At 61.5% G+C, this 14,347-nt stretch carries 13 protein-coding genes; all 13 read right to left on the reverse strand.

Annotated elements, in window-relative coordinates:
• Positions 1–9: 9 nt before the first annotated feature.
• The 13 genes from CKW38_RS08200 to mraZ are packed head-to-tail and all read right to left on the reverse strand — an operon-like array spanning position 10 to position 14,249.
• On the reverse strand, positions 10–876 hold the full coding sequence (locus tag CKW38_RS08200; protein ID WP_007916989.1) for a cell division protein FtsQ/DivIB: 867 nt from the start codon (positions 874–876) through the stop codon (positions 10–12).
• Positions 877–880: 4 nt separating this feature from the next.
• Positions 881–1,840 carry a D-alanine--D-alanine ligase gene (locus CKW38_RS08205; RefSeq protein ID WP_095112408.1) on the reverse strand — a complete coding sequence of 320 codons (960 nt, stop codon included), beginning with the start codon at positions 1,838–1,840 and terminating at the stop codon, positions 881–883.
• Positions 1,837–3,297 (reverse strand): UDP-N-acetylmuramate--L-alanine ligase, encoded by a 1,461-nt coding sequence (gene murC / locus CKW38_RS08210; protein WP_007916992.1) that lies wholly within the window; start codon positions 3,295–3,297, stop codon positions 1,837–1,839. Before murC ends, CKW38_RS08205 begins: the two co-directional genes overlap by 4 nt.
• Positions 3,290–4,360: an undecaprenyldiphospho-muramoylpentapeptide beta-N-acetylglucosaminyltransferase gene (murG, locus tag CKW38_RS08215; protein ID WP_007916994.1), complete on the reverse strand. Its 1,071-nt coding sequence runs from the start codon at positions 4,358–4,360 to the stop codon at positions 3,290–3,292. Before murG ends, murC begins: the two co-directional genes overlap by 8 nt.
• Positions 4,350–5,567, reverse strand: a complete 1,218-nt coding sequence (gene ftsW, locus CKW38_RS08220; RefSeq protein WP_007916996.1) for a putative lipid II flippase FtsW — start codon at positions 5,565–5,567, stop codon at positions 4,350–4,352. Before ftsW ends, murG begins: the two co-directional genes overlap by 11 nt.
• A complete protein-coding gene (gene murD / locus CKW38_RS08225) occupies positions 5,564–6,910 on the reverse strand; it encodes a UDP-N-acetylmuramoyl-L-alanine--D-glutamate ligase (protein WP_095112409.1) in 1,347 nt (448 codons plus the stop codon). Before murD ends, ftsW begins: the two co-directional genes overlap by 4 nt.
• A gap of 5 nt (positions 6,911–6,915) precedes the next feature.
• Positions 6,916–7,998: a phospho-N-acetylmuramoyl-pentapeptide-transferase gene (gene mraY / locus CKW38_RS08230; protein ID WP_007917000.1), complete on the reverse strand. Its 1,083-nt coding sequence runs from the start codon at positions 7,996–7,998 to the stop codon at positions 6,916–6,918.
• Positions 7,998–9,365 (reverse strand): UDP-N-acetylmuramoyl-tripeptide--D-alanyl-D-alanine ligase, encoded by a 1,368-nt coding sequence (gene murF, locus CKW38_RS08235; protein ID WP_095112410.1) that lies wholly within the window; start codon positions 9,363–9,365, stop codon positions 7,998–8,000. The genes mraY and murF overlap by 1 nt, the downstream gene beginning before the upstream one ends.
• Positions 9,358–10,821, reverse strand: a complete 1,464-nt coding sequence (locus tag CKW38_RS08240) for a UDP-N-acetylmuramoyl-L-alanyl-D-glutamate--2,6-diaminopimelate ligase (protein ID WP_095112411.1) — start codon at positions 10,819–10,821, stop codon at positions 9,358–9,360. The genes murF and CKW38_RS08240 overlap by 8 nt, the downstream gene beginning before the upstream one ends.
• Positions 10,821–12,560: a penicillin-binding protein 2 gene (locus tag CKW38_RS08245; protein ID WP_174245137.1), complete on the reverse strand. Its 1,740-nt coding sequence runs from the start codon at positions 12,558–12,560 to the stop codon at positions 10,821–10,823. The genes CKW38_RS08240 and CKW38_RS08245 overlap by 1 nt, the downstream gene beginning before the upstream one ends.
• Positions 12,560–12,853 carry a cell division protein FtsL gene (gene ftsL, locus CKW38_RS08250; protein WP_007917008.1) on the reverse strand — a complete coding sequence of 98 codons (294 nt, stop codon included), beginning with the start codon at positions 12,851–12,853 and terminating at the stop codon, positions 12,560–12,562. Before ftsL ends, CKW38_RS08245 begins: the two co-directional genes overlap by 1 nt.
• Positions 12,850–13,797, reverse strand: coding sequence for a 16S rRNA (cytosine(1402)-N(4))-methyltransferase RsmH (gene rsmH / locus CKW38_RS08255; RefSeq protein ID WP_163019685.1), 948 nt, complete (start codon positions 13,795–13,797; stop codon positions 12,850–12,852). The genes ftsL and rsmH overlap by 4 nt, the downstream gene beginning before the upstream one ends.
• The gene (gene mraZ / locus CKW38_RS08260) at positions 13,794–14,249 is read right to left on the reverse strand and encodes a division/cell wall cluster transcriptional repressor MraZ (protein ID WP_007917012.1); all 456 of its coding nucleotides are present in this window, start codon (positions 14,247–14,249) and stop codon (positions 13,794–13,796) included. Before mraZ ends, rsmH begins: the two co-directional genes overlap by 4 nt.
• Between the last annotated feature and the right edge of the window lie 98 nt (positions 14,250–14,347).

Genomic DNA, 14,347 nt, shown 5'->3' on the forward strand with positions numbered 1-14,347 from the left:
TGCCTCTTCTTAATTCTTTGCGACAGCGGGTTGGGCTGTCGTCGGCGCTACTGGTTCCCGCCAGCCAACAGCGAGGCCGTTGGCGTAGCGCAGATCGATGCGCGCAATGTTCGTAATCTGGTCTTTAAGCGTCTTGTCATAGATGGCGATAAAGCGGCGCATCTTTTCCACCAGGTTGCCGCGTCCCAGCAGCAACTCGATGCCGGGGCCGGAACTGCCGGCACCGGTGGTCAAGAACCAACTCCCGCGTTCACGCAATTCCAGGCGCGCAATCGAGAAGCCCAACGGCCGCAGCATCTGGCTCAGCACCTGATACTGCTGCATGACTTGCTGCTGAGCCCGTTGTGGGCCGAACAGCTGTGGCAGGTGTTCGTAATTCGCCAGTTCCTTGGGTGTAAACGCCTGGCCCTGGTTGTTCAGCAACGACTCGTCGCCCCAACGCGCCACCGGCAATTGTTCTTCGAGGCGGATCACCACCTGGTCCGGCCACACCCGACGTACTTCGGCGTGGGCGATCCACGGCATCTGCTCAAGCTCGGTGCGCATACCGGCCAGGTCGATGGTGAAGAAGCTCGACGCCACATACGGGGCGATCCGCTGCTGCACCGCTTGCTGGCTGATGTAGCTCAGGTCGCCCTGCACGGCGATCTTGGTGATCGGCCGGTCGGCGTACGGCAGCAAACGCGTCGCGCCTTCGTAAGTGCCAAAGCCCAGCACCACCAACAGCACCGGCCAGAACAGACTTTTCAGAAAGCTGAAATTGGCTTTCGGCAGGCGCGCGGACATCGGCTCTTTCGCCACCATTCGGCTGGCACCCCGTGGCACCGGCTTGCGGCCGGGTGCGGGAGGCTGATGTCGGAGCTGAGCGCCTTGCATCGTCTTAACCTCGAGCGTCTTCAACACTGGCGGCCAGAATGGCCAGAACCAGTTGCTGGAAATCCAGGCCAGCCGCGCGGGCCGCCATCGGCACCAGACTGTGATCGGTCATGCCCGGTGCGGTGTTCACTTCCAGGAACCAGAACTGCCCGTCGGCGTCCTGCATCACGTCCGCCCTGCCCCAGCCGGCAATACCCAGCGCCTCACAGGCCTTGGCCGTGAGATCCATGAGTTCTTGCTCCTTGACGGCATCCAGCCCGCACGGAATGCGGTACTGGGTATCGTTGGCGATGTACTTGGCGTCGTAGTCGTAGAACGTGTGCGGTGTACCCAGGGCGATAGGAGGCAACACCTGGTCACGCAGGGTGGCGATGGTGAACTCCGGACCTTGAATCCATTGCTCAACCAAGACTTGCGAATCGTAGGTACTGGCCGCTTTCCATGCGTCGATCAACTCGGACGCAGAACTCACTTTGGCCATCCCGATACTTGAACCTTCATGCGCCGGTTTGACGATCAAAGGGAAGCCCAGTTCCGTCGCCGCCGAAATACAATCGGCTTCGCTGCACAGCACGGCGTGACGCGGCGTCGGAATCCCGAGGCTGTGCCAGACCTGCTTGGTGCGCAGTTTGTCCATCGCCAGTGCCGAGGCCAGAATGCCACTGCCGGTGTACGGAATGCCCGCCACTTCGAGCAGGCCCTGCATGGAGCCGTCTTCACCGCCACGGCCGTGAAGAATGATGAAGGCGCGGTCGATCTTTTCGCTGAGCAGACGTTGCAGAATGTCGTCGCCAACGTCGATGCCAAACGCGTCCACGCCAGCGCTTTGCAGTGCGTCGAGCACGGCGTTACCGGATTTCAGCGAAACCTCACGCTCGGCACTCAGGCCGCCAAAGAGCACGGCAACGCGGCCGAAGTCTTTCGGCGCGATGGTGGAGAACAGGTTGGCGTAGGCAGCAGTCATTTCAACTTCCCCTCGACCGACGCCGCCACGGCGCCAGCGAACAATTCACTTTTCAACAGCTTCGGCGCGAGACCGCCGATATCACCAGCGCCCTGACACAGCAGGATGTCGCCGGCACGCAGCAGCGGCTTGACCAGCGGCGCCAGATCGACGCCACGCTCGATGTAGATCGGGTCGAGCTGACCGCGCTGGCGGATGCTGTTGCACAGCTTGCGGCTGTCGGCGCCCGGGATCGGCTCTTCGCCGGCCGGATAAACTTCCATCAGCAGCAGCACGTTGGCGTCGGCCAGTACATTGACGAAGTCGTCGTACAGGTCGCGGGTGCGGCTGTAACGGTGCGGCTGATACACCATCACCAGACGGCGCTCCGGCCAGCCACCGCGCACGGCTTTGATCACCGCGGCGACTTCGGTCGGGTGGTGACCGTAGTCGTCGACCAGCATCACGTTGCCGCCGTCCACCGGCAGTTCGCCGTAGACCTGGAAGCGTCGGCCCACGCCCTGGAAGCCCGACAGGCCCTGAACGATGGCTTCATCGCTGACGCCTTCGTCGGTGGCGATGCAAATGGTCGCCAGCGAGTTGAGGACGTTGTGGTTGCCGGGCATGTTCACCGACACGTCCAGCGGTTCACGATCCGGGCGCAGCACGGTGAAGAACGTCTGCATGCCTTGCTGGCGAATATTGATCGCGCGCACGTCAGCGTCTTCGCTGAAGCCGTAGGTCACGGTCGGACGCTTCACCAGCGGCAGGATTTCACGCACCACCGGATCGTCCAGGCACATCACGGCCAAACCGTAAAACGGCAGGTTGTGCAGGAACTCGACGAAGGTTTTCTTCAGTTTGTTGAAGTCACCGTCGTAGGTCGCCATGTGGTCGGCATCGATGTTGGTGACCACGGCCACCAGCGGTTGCAGATGCAGGAAACTCGCATCGCTTTCATCGGCTTCGGCGATCAGGTAACGGCTGGTGCCGAGCTGGGCATTGGTGCCCGCGGCATTCAGACGACCACCGATGACGAACGTCGGGTCCAGACCACCCGCGGCGAACACCGAAGCGATCAGGCTGGTGGTGGTGGTTTTGCCGTGCGTACCGGCGACAGCGATGCCGTGGCGATAGCGCATCAGTTCCGCAAGCATTTCGGCACGCGGTACAACCGGAATGCGGCGCTCAAGCGCAGTCGCGACTTCCGGGTTCGAGGTATTTACCGCGCTAGACACCACCAGCACATCGGCGGTCGCAGCGTTCTCGGCACGGTGGCCAATGAAAATCTGCGCGCCGAACGATTCCAGACGCTCGGTCACCGGCGAAGCTTTCAGGTCGGAACCGGACACTTGGTAGCCCAGGTTCAACAACACTTCGGCAATACCGCACATGCCCACGCCGCCGATGCCGACGAAGTGGATGCGACGGATGCGGCGCATTTCCGGTTGCGGCATGGCTTTCTGATTCTCAACCATGGGCCACCTCCAGACAGGTATCGACCACGCTACGGGTGGCATCGGGTTTCGCCAGACGGCGGGCCGCTTGGGCCATATCTTCGAGTCGTTGCGGTTGCATCAAGACCTCTGTCAGGCGCGCGGCAAGGTCCGCGGCACCAGTCGTTCTTTGCGGCATCAGGAAGGCAGCGCCTTCGCGGGCCAAATAATCGGCGTTGCGGGTCTGGTGATCGTCGATCGCGTGGGGCAAAGGCACCAGCATCGAGGGCAGACCGGCGGCAGCCAGCTCACTGATGGTCAACGCGCCTGCACGGCACACCACCAAGTCAGCCCAGCCATAGGCCTGGGCCATGTCTTTGATGAACGGCTGCACCTGCGCTTCCACGCCGGCGGCGCGGTAACGCTCTGCAGTCACTTCATCGTGGTTTTTGCCAGCCTGATGAAACACTTCCGGGCGCAAATCGGCAGCGACTTGGGCCAGGGCTTCAGGCAGCAACTTGTTCAACGGCTCTGCACCCAGGCTTCCGCCGAGGATCAGCAAACGCGCTTTGCGACCGGCCAGGGCAGGTCGCGATGTATCGAGGAACAGCTCGCTGCGCACCGGGTTTCCGGTGGTACGGCGGGTGTCCGACAGAGTAAAGGTGTCGGGGAACGCTTCACACACCCGGGCGGCGAACGGCACCAGCAACCGATTGGCGGTGCCGGCCACGGCGTTCTGCTCGTGAACGATCACCGGCACACCGGCCAGTTTCGCGGCGAGGCCACCGGGACCGGTCACATAACCACCGAAGCCGACCACACACACCGGCTTCAAGCGACGAATGATCGCCCGCGCCTGCCACACCGATTTGAGCAGCATGAACGGCGCCTTGAGCAGCGACAGCTTGCCCTTGCCGCGCAGGCCGGTAGCGTTGATGCGGTGCAGTTCAAGACCTGCCGCCGGCACCAGTTCATTCTCGATGCCGCGTGGCGTGCCGAGCCAGTGCACGGTGTAGCCGCGCGCCTGAAACTCGCGGGCACAGGCCAGCGCCGGGAATACGTGGCCGCCGGTGCCGCCGGCCATGATCAATACGTTAGCGCCCATGATTCGGCTCCTCGGCGAAGTCGCTCTCATGGAACTCCATCTCTTCACTGCCCAGATGGGTTCGACTCTCCCACTCGATCCTCAGCAACAAGCCGAGACAGGCACAGCAGATCACCAACGAGCTGCCGCCATAACTGAGGAACGGCAGGGTCAGACCCTTGGTTGGCAGCAGGCCGACGTTCACACCGATGTTGATCAGGAACTGACCAATCCACAGGAACGACAGACCGTAAGCCACATACGCGGCAAAGAACTGCTTGGCTTTCTCCGCCCACAAGCCGATGTACATGCCGCGAATACACACGAACACGAACAGCGCGACGGTGCACAGCGAACCCACGGCGCCGAGCTCTTCAGCCAGTACCGAGAACACGAAGTCAGTGTGCGCTTCCGGCAGGTAGAACTGCTTCTGCACGCTGTTGCCCAGACCGACGCCCAGCCATTCACCGCGACCGAACGCGATCAACGCTTGCGACAACTGATAGCCGGCGCCGAACTGGTCAGCCCACGGGTCGGCGAAGTTGGTCAGACGCGCCATACGATATGGCTGCATCTGAATCAGCAAGACCACGGCCCCGACCGCCAACACCACCATCAGCGAGAAGCGGAACAGTCCGACCCCGCCGAGGAACAGCATGGCCGCCGCAGCACCCATCATTACTACGGTGGCCCCGAAGTCCGGTTCCATCAGCAACAGACCGGCCATCGGCAGCAGCACGATGAACGGCTTGAAGAAGCCCATCCAGCTTTCACGCACCTCTTTCTGGCGACGTACCAGATAACCGGCGAGGTAGATCACCACGAACACTTTGGCGATTTCCGACGGCTGCACGTTGAAGAAGCTGAAACCGATCCAGCGCATCGAACCGTTCACTTCGCGACCGATGCCGGGAATGATCACCATCACCAGCAACCCGAACGCACCGATCAGCATCAGCCAGCCGAGACGTTGCCAGGTGGCGATCGGAATCATCATGGTGACGATGCACGCGCCCAGACCCAGCACCACATAAATAAGGTGGCGAATCATGTAATACAGCGGACTGCCCGACTGCGCGGCTGCCACTTCGGTGGACGCCGAGGCGATCATGATCAAACCGAGACCGAGCAGCGCCAGGCAACCGGCGAGCATCGGGAAATCGAGGTCGATACCGCGCCCGGTGATGATCGGCGACGGATACGGTTTGATGATATTGCGCAGGCTCATGCCAGATCCTCCACAGCGCGGACGAACTGGTGACCACGGTCTTCGTAATTCTTGAACATGTCGAAACTGGCACAGGCCGGCGACAGCAGCACGACGTCACCCGGCCGGGCGGCGGCGCGGCATTGCGCAACGGCGTCGACCAGTGAGGTCGCGCGAATCAATGGCACGGCGTCGCCGATGGCCTCGCCGATCTTGTCGGAGTCGCGGCCCATCAGGATCACGGCGCGGCAGTTGGCCGCCACCGGATCACGCAGATCGTTGAATTCGGCACCCTTGCCATCACCACCGGCGATCAGGATGACCTTACCGTTGATGTCCGTGCCGAGGCCTTCGATGGCCGCCAGTGCGGCGCCAACGTTGGTCGCTTTGGAATCGTTGTAATACGCCACGCCATCGAGATCACGCACCCACTGGCAGCGATGTTCGAGGCCGGCGAAGGTGCGCAGCGCCGAGAGCATGGCGTCGAACGGCAAGCCCACGGCGTGACCGAGCGCCAGCGCCGCGAGGGCGTTGGACTGGTTGTGTGCACCGCGAATCTTCAATTCACGCACTGGCATCAGATTCTGGAATTCGAAGGCCAGGTACTTCTCGCCATCTTCTTCGCGGATACCGAATGCCTTGAAATCCGGTTTGCTCAGACCGAAGGTCCAGCACGGCTGGCCCTCACCCATCAACGGACGAGTCAGCGCATCCTGACGGTTGACCACGAACTGCTTGGCACCACGGAAAATCCGGTGCTTGGCCAAGTGGTACGCCGGTAGACCGCTGTAGCGATCCATGTGGTCTTCGCTGATGTTCAGCACGGTGGCCACTTCGGCATTGAGCTGGTCGGTGGTTTCCAGTTGGAAACTCGACAGTTCCATCACGTACAGCTCGACGTCGTCGCTGAGCAGATCCAGCGCCGGAGTGCCAAGGTTGCCGCCGACGGCGACACGTTTGCCGGCCGCAGCCGCCATCTCGCCAACCAGAGTGGTGACGGTGCTTTTCGCGTTGGAACCGCTGATGGCCACGATCGGCGCCCGCGCGTTACGCGCGAACAGCTCGATGTCGCCGGACAGTTTCACGCCACGGGCCGCAGCGGCTTGCAGGGCCGGGGTCGCCAGCGCCAGGCCGGGGCTCACGTAGAGCTCGTCGGCACGGCACAGGAATTCGACGTCCAGCTCGCCACAACGCACTTCCACGTGCGGATAGTCACGCTTGAGCGTGGCCAGTTCCGGTGGATTTTCCCGCGTGTCCGCCACGGCAAACGACGTGCCCCGGTTCGCCAGGAAGCGAACCAGGGACATGCCGCTCTTGCCGAGGCCGACAACGATGCGGAAGTGGTCAGAAGCGATCAGAGACACTCGTTCTACCTCAGCTTCAGGGTGGCAAGGCCGATCAGCACGAGAATCACGGTGATGATCCAGAAACGGACGATCACGCGCGGCTCGGGCCAGCCCTTGAGTTCAAAATGGTGGTGGATCGGTGCCATGCGGAACACACGGCGACCGGTCAGCTTAAAGGACGCAACCTGAATGACGACTGACAGGGTTTCCATCACGAACACGCCGCCCATGATGAACAGGACGATTTCCTGACGGACGATCACCGCGATGGTGCCCAGCGCCGCGCCGAGTGCCAGGGCACCGACGTCGCCCATGAACACTTGCGCCGGATAGGTGTTGAACCACAGGAAGCCGAGACCGGCACCGATCAGCGCGCCGCAGAACACGATCAGTTCGCCCGCGCCCGGCACGTAAGGGATCAACAGGTATTCAGCGAATTTCACGTTACCCGACAGGTAGCAGAAGATGCCGAGGCCACCACCGACCATCACGGTCGGCATGATTGCCAGGCCATCGAGGCCGTCAGTCAGGTTGACCGCGTTGCTCGAGCCGACGATCACAAAGTAGGTCAGCACGATGAAACCGAGGCCCAGCGGAATGCTGTAGTCCTTGAGCATCGGCAGAATCAGCGTGGTTTCCACCGGGGTGGACGCAGTCATATAAAGGAAGATCGCCGCGCCGAGGCCAAACACCGACTGCCAGAAATACTTCCAGCGGCTCGGCAGACCACGCGAGTTCTTCTCGATGACTTTGCGGTAATCGTCGACCCAGCCGATGGCGCCGAACAACAGAGTCACCAACAAAACAGTCCAGACGTAGCGGTTGCTCAGGTCAGCCCAAAGCAGAGTGCTGACGCCGATCGAAGACAGAATCAGTGCGCCGCCCATGGTCGGTGTACCCGACTTGGACAGGTGCGATTGCGGGCCATCATTACGAACGGACTGACCGATCTGACGGTTCTGCAAAGTGCGGATCATCCACGGGCCATAGCACAGCGACAAAACCAGCGCGGTCAGCACACCGAGAATCCCGCGCAGGGTCAGGTACTGAAAGACCGCGAAGCCTTTGTAGAACTGTTGCAGATACTCCGCTAGCAGCAGCAGCATTAATGTTTCTCCAGACTGGACCCGCACAGAGCCGCAACGATGTTTTCCATCGCTGCACTGCGCGAACCCTTGATCAAAATGGTGGTGTTTGTGTCCTGCTCGGCGTCGAGGGCCTGAATCAGTTCGGCTTGCGTGCCGAAGTGATGCGCCTGTTCACCGAAAGCGTTTACGGCGTGAACCATGTTTGGCCCGACTGCGTAAAGCGCGGAAACCTTGCCCCGGGCGTACTCGCCCACGTCGCGGTGCCCCTGCTCCGCCCAATCGCCCAACTCGCCGATATCTCCGAGCACCAGGACGGTGCGGCCGGAAAAGCCGGCGAGTATATCAACGGCCGCGCACATCGAGGTGGGGTTTGCGTTGTAAGTGTCATCGATCACGCGCATACCGTTTTTCGCCAGTTGCGCGACGGTGCGACCCTTGACCGGTTGCACGGCGCCAAGCCCGGTGGCGATGCCGAACAGCGACACGCCCAAGGCGTGAGCGGCAGCGGCGGCGGCCATGGAGTTGGCGACGTTATGCGTGCCGAGCAGGTTCAGTTGAACGCGCTCGACACCTTCAGGTGTGTGCAGATTGAAGGCCGGGCAACCACGGGCATCGGTGCTCAGATCGCTGGCGTAAAAGTCCGCGTGCGTGTTGCTCAAGGCAAAAGTCAGCACTTTGCGCGCGCCCGCACGGGTCTTCCAGATACCGAAAGCCTTGTCATCGAGGTTGAGCACGGCGACACCATCGGCCGCCAGCCCGTCGATGATTTCGCCTTTGGCTTCGACGATTTTTTCCGGCCCGCCGAACTCACCAACATGCGCGGTGCCGGCATTGTTGAGGATCGCCACGTGCGGCTTGGTCAGGCCAACGGTGTAAGCGATTTCGCCGAGACGCGAAGCGCCCAGTTCGATGACGGCCGAAGTGTGTTCCGCAGCCAGTTCGAGCAGGGTCAGCGGCGCGCCGAGATCGTTGTTCAGATTGCCACGGGTCGCCAGCACCGGACCGCGCGTGCGCAGGATGCTCGCGAGCATTTCCTTGACGGTGGTCTTGCCGCTGGAACCGGTGATCGCTGCGACTGGCTGAGTGAACGCGGCACGGTTCAGCGCGCCCAACTGGCCGAGGGCCTGACGGGTGTCTTTGACCAGCAGTTGCGGCAAGGTGCTGTCGGCGACTTCACGCTCGACCAGCGCAGCAACGGCGCCTTTGCCAGCGACATCGTTCAAATAGTCATGACCGTCGAATCGCGGGCCGGTCAACGCAATAAACAGTTGGCCTGGCTGGATCGCACGGCTGTCGATGCTGACGCCGTCGAAACTGGCATCAGCAGCGATCAAACGTGCATCGAGTGCGTTGGTCAGTTCGCTGAGTTTCAAGGCCTTAAGCATGGGCCACCTCCCACGCCGTCAGGGCGTGATCAGCCTCGACCAGATCGGAGAAAGCGTGGCGCTCGCCGTTGATTTCCTGATAGTCCTCGTGACCTTTACCGGCCAGAACAATCACGTCATCCGCCGAAGCGCCGGCAATCAGTTGCGCAATCGCCTGACCACGGCCGGCGACGAAGGTGACTTTATCCACAGCCGTGAAACCGGCGCGGATGTCATCGAAAATCACTGCCGGATCTTCAGTGCGCGGGTTGTCGTCGGTGACCAGCACCTGATCGGCCAGACGCTCGACCACTTCGGCCATCAACGGACGCTTACCGCGATCACGGTCACCGCCGCAGCCGAACAGACACAGCAGTTGACCTTTGACGTGCGGGCGCAAAGCGGTCAGAACCTTTTCCAGCGCATCCGGGGTGTGGGCGTAATCGACCACCACCAACGGCTGCGTACCGCCACCCAGACGCTGCATGCGCCCGGCCGGGCCTTCGAGTTTCGGCAGTACTTTGAGAATTTCGTCGAGCGCGTAATCCAGACCGAGCAAGGCGCCGACGGCTGCCAGTACGTTGCTCAGGTTGAAACGACCGAGCAAGGTGCTGCGCAGATGATGTTCGCCCTGCGGCGTCACCAGTGTGCCGCGCACGCCGTGGTCATCGAACTGCGCTTCGCGGCAATATAGATAGGCGCTGCTGTCGAGCAGGCTGTAGGTGATCAGGCGCGATTCGCGTTTTTCAGCGGCCAGTTGCCGGCCGAAATCGTCGTCGAGGTTGACCACGCGGCACTTCAGATCATTCCAGGCGAACAGCTTGGCCTTGGCCTCGGCGTACGCCTGCATGGTGCCGTGATAGTCCAGGTGGTCGCGGGACAGGTTGGTCATCACCGCGACGTCGAACGCCAGCGCAGTGACGCGGCCCTGATCCAGACCGTGGGACGAGACTTCCATGGCCACGGCTTTGGCGCCGGCCTTTTTCAGGTCGCCCAACGTTGCTTGCACGGCGATCGGATTCGGCGTGGTGTGCAGACCGCTTTGCAGTGCGCCATAGAAGCCGGAACCCAAGGTCCCAACGATGCCGCAATGCTGACCGAGCAGATCCAGCGCCTGCGCAACCAATTGGGTCACGCTGGTTTTGCCGTTGGTGCCGGTCACGCCGATCAAGTTCAGGTGATGACTTGGCTCACCGTAAAAACGCCCGGCGATGTCCGACAGCTGCGCCGCCAGGCCTTTGACCGGAATCAGCGGCACGTCGGTGATCGGCAGCACGGTGGCACCTTCAACTTCATACGCTACAGCCGCCGCGCCGCGTTGCAAGGCATCGGCGATGTGCGCACGGCCATCGAATTTGCCGCCGGGCACGGCGAGGAACAAATCGCCCGCGCGTACGTTGCGGCTGTCCAGCGCCAATTCACGGATCAACAGATCGTGGCCGGCGTGGGGGAATATCTTGTTCAGACTTAATGACATCAGCCGCGCCCTCCATTGGCTTTCAGCGGAACGACCGGGGTAGCGTTGGCTTGTTGCGTCGTCGGCAGATTGTCCGGCGTAACGTTCATCAGACGCAGGGTGCCGGACATCACACGGCTGAACACCGGCGCGGAAACCAGACCACCGAAGTAACCGGCCTTGGACGGTTCATCAATCACGACAACGATCGCGTAACGCGGATCGCTCATCGGACCGAAACCGGCGAACAGCGAGCGGTAAGAGTTTTCCGCATAGCCCTTGGTGCCCACCGAGGTCTTACGCGCAGTACCCGACTTGCCCGCCACGTGATACGCCGGCACCTGCGCACGGAACACGCCGCGCGGCGCTTCGATCACCTGGGTAAGCATGCCTTGCAGGGTTTTCGCGACGGCTTCCGGCAGCACCTGCGTGGTCTGCGGTGGCTTGTCGGTTTTGATCAGGGTCAGCGGCGCGAGACGACCGTTGTTGGCCAGCGCCGAGAACGCGTGGACGAGTTGAATCGCGGTCACGGAAATACCGTAGCCGTAAGACAAGGTTGCGGTTTCAGCCTTACGCCAATCGCGGTAGTTCGGCAGGTTGCCGACACGTTCGCCCGGGAAGCCAAGGCCGGTGTCCTGGCCGAGGCCGACTTTCTGCGCGAGGCGGAAAATCGTTTCGCCGCCGATATCGAACGCGACCTTACTCATGCCGACGTTACTGGAATTGATCAGGATGCCGGTCAGGTCGAGCACCGGACCTTCGCTCTTGGAGACGTCCTTGATGGTGTATTTGCCGATCTGCAGGGAGCCCGGATACACCTCGACGGTGTCGCTCGGTTTCCAGCGGCCGGTTTCGATTGCGGCAGCCATCGAGATGGCTTTCATGGTCGAACCCGGTTCGAACACGTCGATCATCGCGCGGTTACGCATCATCGCCGGTTGCAGGTTGCGGCGGTTGTTCGGGTTGTAGGTCGGCTGGTTGACCATGGCCAGAATCTCGCCGGTCTTGACGTCCATGATCACCAGGCTGCCGGCCTTGGCGCCGTTCTCGATGATCGCGTTACGCAGCTCGCGGTTGGCCAGATATTGCAGGCGCAGGTCAATGGACAACGCCAAGGGCTTGCCGGCCTTGGCGTTTTTGGTGACCTGGACATCCTTGATCAGCCGTCCGCGCCGATCCTTGATGACCTGTCGTTTGCCCGGCACCCCGGCGAGCCATTCGTCATAAGCCAGTTCGACACCTTCGCGACCGTGGTCGTCGATGTCGGTAAACCCGACCATGTGTGCGGTGACTTCACCGGCCGGATAGAACCGGCGGAATTCTTCGATGCCATAAACGCCCGGCACTTTCAGGTCGAGCACAGCCTGGCCTTGCTCGGGGGTCAGCCCGCGCACCAGATAAATGAATTCTTTGTTGGCCTGGGCTTCGAGGCGTTCAGTCAGGGCTTTCGGGTCCTGACCCAGCGCGGCGGCGAGTGCCGGCCACTTCTCTTTCGCCGTTTGCATTTCCTTGGCGTTGGCCCACAGCGTGGTCACCGGAGTACTCACGGCCAAAGGCTCGCCGTTACGGTCGGTGATCAGACCACGGTGAGCCGGAATCGGAATGTGACGCAGGCTGCGCGCATCGCCCTGACCTTTGAGGAAGTCACGGTCAACCACTTGCAGGTCGATGATGCGCCAGCAGATCGCCGCGACCATGATGCCAAGCAGCGCCACCATCAGGCGGAAGCGCCATGGGAACAGTGCGCCTTCGAGTTTCATCATGGCGCCACCATCTTCACGTCAGCCGCGCCGGGGATGTGCATTTTCAATTGTTCGGTGGCCAGCACTTCGATGCGGCTGTGCGCGGTCCAGGTGCTCTGCTCAAGAATCAGACGGCCCCACTCGGCCTGCGCCTTGTCGCGCACGCTGAGTTCGTTGTAAAGGGTGTTGAGCAACTGCCGGTTCCAGTGCGCGCTGTACGACACGGCGATGGCCGACACGAGCACGCCGATAAACAGCAGCAGCATCAGAAAGCTGCCGCCGGGCAGTGGCTTGGCGAAAAGCTTGCTCACCGCAACTTCTCCGCGACGCGCATGACGGCGCTACGGGAACGTGGGTTGGCTTTGAGTTCGGCGTCGGAGGCCGTCTGCGCTTTGCCATGGATTTTGATTTTCGGTTCGAACGCGACATGGCGAACCGGCAGGTTGCGCGGCAGGTTGTCGGCTTCGCCTTTCACCAGCTTGCGCATGAACAGTTTGACGATGCGGTCTTCCAGCGAGTGGAAGCTGATCACGACCAGACGGCCGCCAACTTCCAGAGCGTCCAGTGCGGCTTCGAGGCCGGCTTCCAGATCACCCAGTTCGTTGTTGACGTGAATGCGCAAACCCTGGAATGCACGGGTGGCCGGGTTCTTGCCCTTTTCCCACGCCGGGTTGGCGACTTTCAACACTTCAGCCAGATCGGCGGTGCGCTCGAACGGCTTGATATCGCGACGTTCGGCGACCGCGCGAGCCATGCGACCGGAGAATCGCTCTTCGCCGTATTCCTTGAACACCCGGGCGATTTCCTCAGCCGGTGCGGTGTTGACAAACTCGGCAGCGCTGATGCCACGGGACGGGTCCATGCGCATGTCGAGCGGGCCGTCGTTGAGGAAACTGAAGCCGCGCTCGGCGTCGTCGAGCTGCGGCGAAGACACGCCGAGGTCGAGCAGAATACCGCTGACCTTGCCGCTCAGACCCTGTTCGGCAACCACCGAACCGAGCTCGGCAAAGCTGCGCTGCACAACGACAAAGCGGCCGTCTTCGGCCGCTAGCGTTTGCCCGGTGGCAATCGCTTGTGGATCTTTGTCGAATCCGATGAGCCGACCGTCCGTGCCGAGCTGGCTGAGGATCAGCCGGCTGTGGCCGCCGCGCCCGAACGTGCCGTCCAGATAGCAGCCATCAGGACGTACGGCGAGAGCCTCGACGGCTTCGTCAAGCAGTACGGTGATGTGGTTAAAGCCGCTATCAATAGTCACAGGATCAAATCACGCAGTTCATCAGGCATCGCGCCCGGTTGTTGAATGGCAGCAAGGTCAGCGGCAGATACCGCGTTCCATGCATCCTCGTCCCACAATTGGAACTTGTTCAGTTGGCCTACCAGCATCGCGCGCTTATCCAACTTGGCGTATTCGCGCAGACGCGGTGGAACCAGAAAACGACCACTGCCATCGAGCTCGAGGTCGACGGCGTTGCCAATCAATAAACGCTGCAAGCGACGGTTCTCTTCGCGAAGCGAAGGGAGTGCGCGCAACTTGGTTTCAATAATTTCCCACTCGTCGAGCGGATAGACACACAGACACGGATCAACGGCATCAATGGTCACGATCAATTGGCCGGAACTGCGCGAATCGAGCTCGTCACGGTACCGGCTCGGCATAGCGAGACGGCCCTTTGCGTCGAGACTGATAGCGTTAGCTCCGCGAAACACGTCTGCGTTTCTCCAATTTTTATCGTTTTGAGCTCAAAAAACCCACTTCATGCCACTTTCCGCCACTTGCGCACACTATAGGAATGCGCCCACCACAC

Source organism: Pseudomonas sp. Irchel 3H7 (assembly GCF_900187605.1).
Taxonomy (GTDB): domain Bacteria; phylum Pseudomonadota; class Gammaproteobacteria; order Pseudomonadales; family Pseudomonadaceae; genus Aquipseudomonas.

Coding starts and splice junctions, on each gene's coding strand:
- CKW38_RS08200 (WP_007916989.1), bottom strand. CDS start 876: ATGCAAGGCGCTCAGCTCCGACATCAGCCTCCCGCACCCGGCCGCAAG.
- CKW38_RS08205 (WP_095112408.1), bottom strand. CDS start 1,840: ATGACTGCTGCCTACGCCAACCTGTTCTCCACCATCGCGCCGAAAGAC.
- murC (WP_007916992.1), bottom strand. CDS start 3,297: ATGGTTGAGAATCAGAAAGCCATGCCGCAACCGGAAATGCGCCGCATC.
- murG (WP_007916994.1), bottom strand. CDS start 4,360: ATGGGCGCTAACGTATTGATCATGGCCGGCGGCACCGGCGGCCACGTA.
- ftsW (WP_007916996.1), bottom strand. CDS start 5,567: ATGAGCCTGCGCAATATCATCAAACCGTATCCGTCGCCGATCATCACC.
- mraY (WP_007917000.1), bottom strand. CDS start 7,998: ATGCTGCTGCTGCTAGCGGAGTATCTGCAACAGTTCTACAAAGGCTTC.
- murF (WP_095112410.1), bottom strand. CDS start 9,365: ATGCTTAAGGCCTTGAAACTCAGCGAACTGACCAACGCACTCGATGCA.
- CKW38_RS08240 (WP_095112411.1), bottom strand. CDS start 10,821: ATGTCATTAAGTCTGAACAAGATATTCCCCCACGCCGGCCACGATCTG.
- CKW38_RS08245 (WP_174245137.1), bottom strand. CDS start 12,560: ATGAAACTCGAAGGCGCACTGTTCCCATGGCGCTTCCGCCTGATGGTG.